Annotated in this window: 3 protein-coding genes; all 3 read right to left on the minus strand. The window is 38.5% G+C overall.

What is annotated here, in order from left to right; all coding sequences use genetic code 11:
* Positions 1-44: 44 nt before the first annotated feature.
* A complete protein-coding gene (locus L8106_RS28930; protein ID WP_009788138.1) occupies positions 45-524 on the minus strand; it encodes a hypothetical protein in 480 nt (159 codons plus the stop codon).
* A 92-nt stretch (positions 525-616) separates the two neighbouring features.
* Entirely contained in the window at positions 617-2,350 is a 1,734-nt protein-coding gene (locus L8106_RS28935) for an ATP-binding protein (RefSeq protein WP_009788139.1), read from the minus strand.
* Positions 2,351-2,520: 170 nt separating this feature from the next.
* Positions 2,521-3,347 (minus strand): RNA-guided endonuclease TnpB family protein (locus L8106_RS28940; RefSeq protein WP_009785216.1); only part of this gene is annotated, 827 nt, incomplete at its 5' end.

The raw sequence follows: 3,347 nt of genomic DNA on the forward strand, positions 1-3,347 counted from the left end.
CAATTTTTTGCCACAGTTGAATTGCTCTGTTAAAATAATCTAGGCTATTTGCTGATTTCTCCCATTGCTTGATAGGTTAAACCCAGTTGATAATAGGCTTCCGCTAAGTCGCATTTTGCCCCCATTTTGTCTAAAATTTGGATAGATTCAGTGTGATACTTTAAAGCAGTTTCCCAATTAGATTGCATATAAATTTCGCCTAAACCTGTCAAGCCTTTAGCTTTTACCTGTAAAAAATTTGTTTGATTTGCAAATGAGATAGCCGCATTATACTGGATTTCAGCATTATCAATTTGTCCCAATTTATGGTAAGTTTTTCCTGTCAAAATATAATAATATCCAGCACTCCATATTTGGCGCTCTATAGAGGTATTTGCTTGATTAAAATCTCGACAAAAAAAACTGATTGATTGTTCTAGCAATATTTGAGATTGTTTTCTATCATTAATAGACCAATAGCAGAATGCCAGAAAAGAATAAGTATAAAAACTTTTAAAATTGCTATAATTATCTCTTGATGACAAATAAATCTCAAGAAGTTTTATGGCTTCTGAAAATTCTAGTAACTCCAGTTTACATAGTGCTTGATTAAAAAAAGAAACACTATAAAGCCTATCTATTTTTTTATTGACATCACCTTCCTTTTTTGAGTGCTAATTTTTTGGGCGATTTCTGCTGATTTCTCGTGGGCTAAAAGTGCATTTTGCAGTTTTTCCGTCATCCAATATGTGTCTCCCAAAATATTATAAATTCTTACTAAAGAGAAACCCAAATTGACTTGATTTTTAATGGTATTTATGACTTTTTCTATTTCTATCAACAAACCCAACCTATAAAATGAACACCCTAACGGTTCATCCATTTCATAAATATGATCTCGTTCTTTAGCAATCACATCTGCTGCACTATCAAAATCTTCTATCTGTAAGTATTGATAGTATGCTTCAAGTGCAGTAATTGCATCTATTTCTGTCTCAATAGTCTTAACACTCTCCGTCCAAAACTCGGCTGCTGTACGATTAGCCTTTTCCCAATCTTCACGAAGTTTTAATCGTTCAAACGCTTCTTGTCGAATCAAAGGATGTAACTTATACTCTCGATTGACACGCTCAATTAAACCGCGATTCCACAACCTCTCGATCGCACCTAAAGCGTCTCTTTTAGGCACATCCCATAACAGACACAATAACCCATTTCTGGGAACAGTTGGCACATCCTGATACCGAAAACACCCCATCCGACAGAGTAATTGATAAGCCGTCAGATCAACACTTTCTAGGCGGCTAAATTGTTCAACGAGCAAATTTTGAACCGCCGTTTCCACCGACACCCCTTCCTCGGTATAATGAAACTCCCAGTAATCTTCAATATCTCCCTGGTAATCTAAAGCAATCCGTTCCCGCAAAATATTCATCGCCAAAGCATTCCCACCATAGGCTTTATGAATGAGCGCCAAAACCGGAGAATCTGCGTTTAACCCTTCTTGACTAAAATACTCCCGCCAAGCCTCCACACTCAGAACCTTTAAAGGATAGAGTGTCATCTCCAAATTTTCGCAAACCCGTTCCCGACTGGTAATCAGAGTTAGGGATTTGAGAGACGGATCGCACAATACCCGCAATAATTCCACATAACTGCGATGATTGTCGATCAACTTTCCATTTTTATCTAAAGCGGGTTCCAGGTTATCAATCAAAATGGCGATCGCATTACTATGTAACTTAGTCCGCAGGCGATCGCAGGACACCAAAAATTCCCGTCCCGGTTCCTCCCCCAACTTCCGCAAATTTTGTTCAATCCAACCCTCCGCCGAGTTAATATTTTGGGTATCTTTAGCAATATCAAAGCGCAAAAGTGGCTGATTAAAACGTTGGCTTAAATATCGTTCCGCTAAAACCGTTTTTCCCACCCCTCCCGGACTTTGAATCAAGATACAGGTGGCGCCTCTATCAACCAAACAATCTAAATCTGCGATCGCCTCTTTCCGTCCCACAAAATCACGCTCCGTTAACCGATCACTATTCTCAGGAGAGGTAATAATAATCGGAAGTTCTGAGGTTTTGGGTTCTGGTTCTTGTCTGAGTCTCCACTGCTGTTCAATAATTCCTTTCAGTTTCGGTTTAGTAACTTTAATCGGTGGATCAAATACAGTAGAAATATCTTGCCAGAGTTTGCTCGCCGTTTTTCTAATATCTGCGGCATTTTGAAAACTGTATTTACCCGGTATTCGATCCAATGTTAAATCGTCCCAACTTCCCTTCAGTATAGCTTTTTCATTCTCCGTCAACTTTCTCGCTGACTTGCGAACCAGCAGATCCTCGATAAATTTCAGAGCGACTTCAATATCCATAACTCTAAGGTTGATTGAGAATAAGTTAAGGTTAACCCACAGATTCCCCACAAATCCCCCACAAACACCGAGCCACAAATTTCCCACAGACTACCCACCTTTTATTTTAAGAGGGGGGCGATACTAAAAACATAGAGGAACACCTGTGACGTACTCCAGACGTTCGTTGCTTAGGCAACAGAACGCTGGCTTCTCCTCTTCTTATTATCAGAAGATTTGCGTTTTATAGTGAGGCGAACGCCCAACCCCACTTTTTTTATTAATATTGCCGAATTAATGTCTCTTGACATTGATGCACCACAAGCGCAAGAATGCCAACGATCTGATAATTCTTTAGGAACACGATTAAGACAAATTGCACAATGTTGAGATGTACCTTTTGGATTGACTTTAACTACTTTCTTGCCAGCTTTTTCAGCTTTGCCAGGAAGTATCTCGCTAAGAAATCCAGAGATACCAGCATCAGCAAAACTTTTGTTTAACCCAGATTTAGCTGATTGTCCATTAGGTAGAAATGTTCCATTTTCTCCCTGCTTAGGTTGATTTCGCCTAGACATATTGGATACCTTTAAGTCTTCAACAAATAAGACATCAGCTTTATCTAAGAGTTGATTAGCAATTTCATAGTGCCATTGTTTACGTTGCCTTGCGATCTTTTGATGAAGTTTCGCTACTTTTTGGTTGAGCTTTCTTCTGGCTTTAGACCCTAATTTTCTACGATCTCTTTTTGATTGAAGTTTAGCTAATTTATCTTCGGATTGGCGATAGAATTTAGGGAGTTTAACAGCAGTTAAATCACTGCAAGCAACAAAAAACTCTAAACCACTATCAATACCTAAACTGTTTTCTTCTGTTGGTTGAATATCTACAGTTAGGCTAGGAACTGATTTATCTTCAAGTGTTAGTGTTACATACAAGCCATCAGCTTTTTGGGTAATTAAAGCTCTTTTAATTGTCAACCCATCAGGTAAAGGACGATGTTGAATAAACTTAATAT

Origin of the sequence: Lyngbya sp. PCC 8106 (genome assembly GCF_000169095.1) — a bacterium.
Taxonomy (GTDB): Bacteria; Cyanobacteriota; Cyanobacteriia; order Cyanobacteriales; family Microcoleaceae; genus Capilliphycus.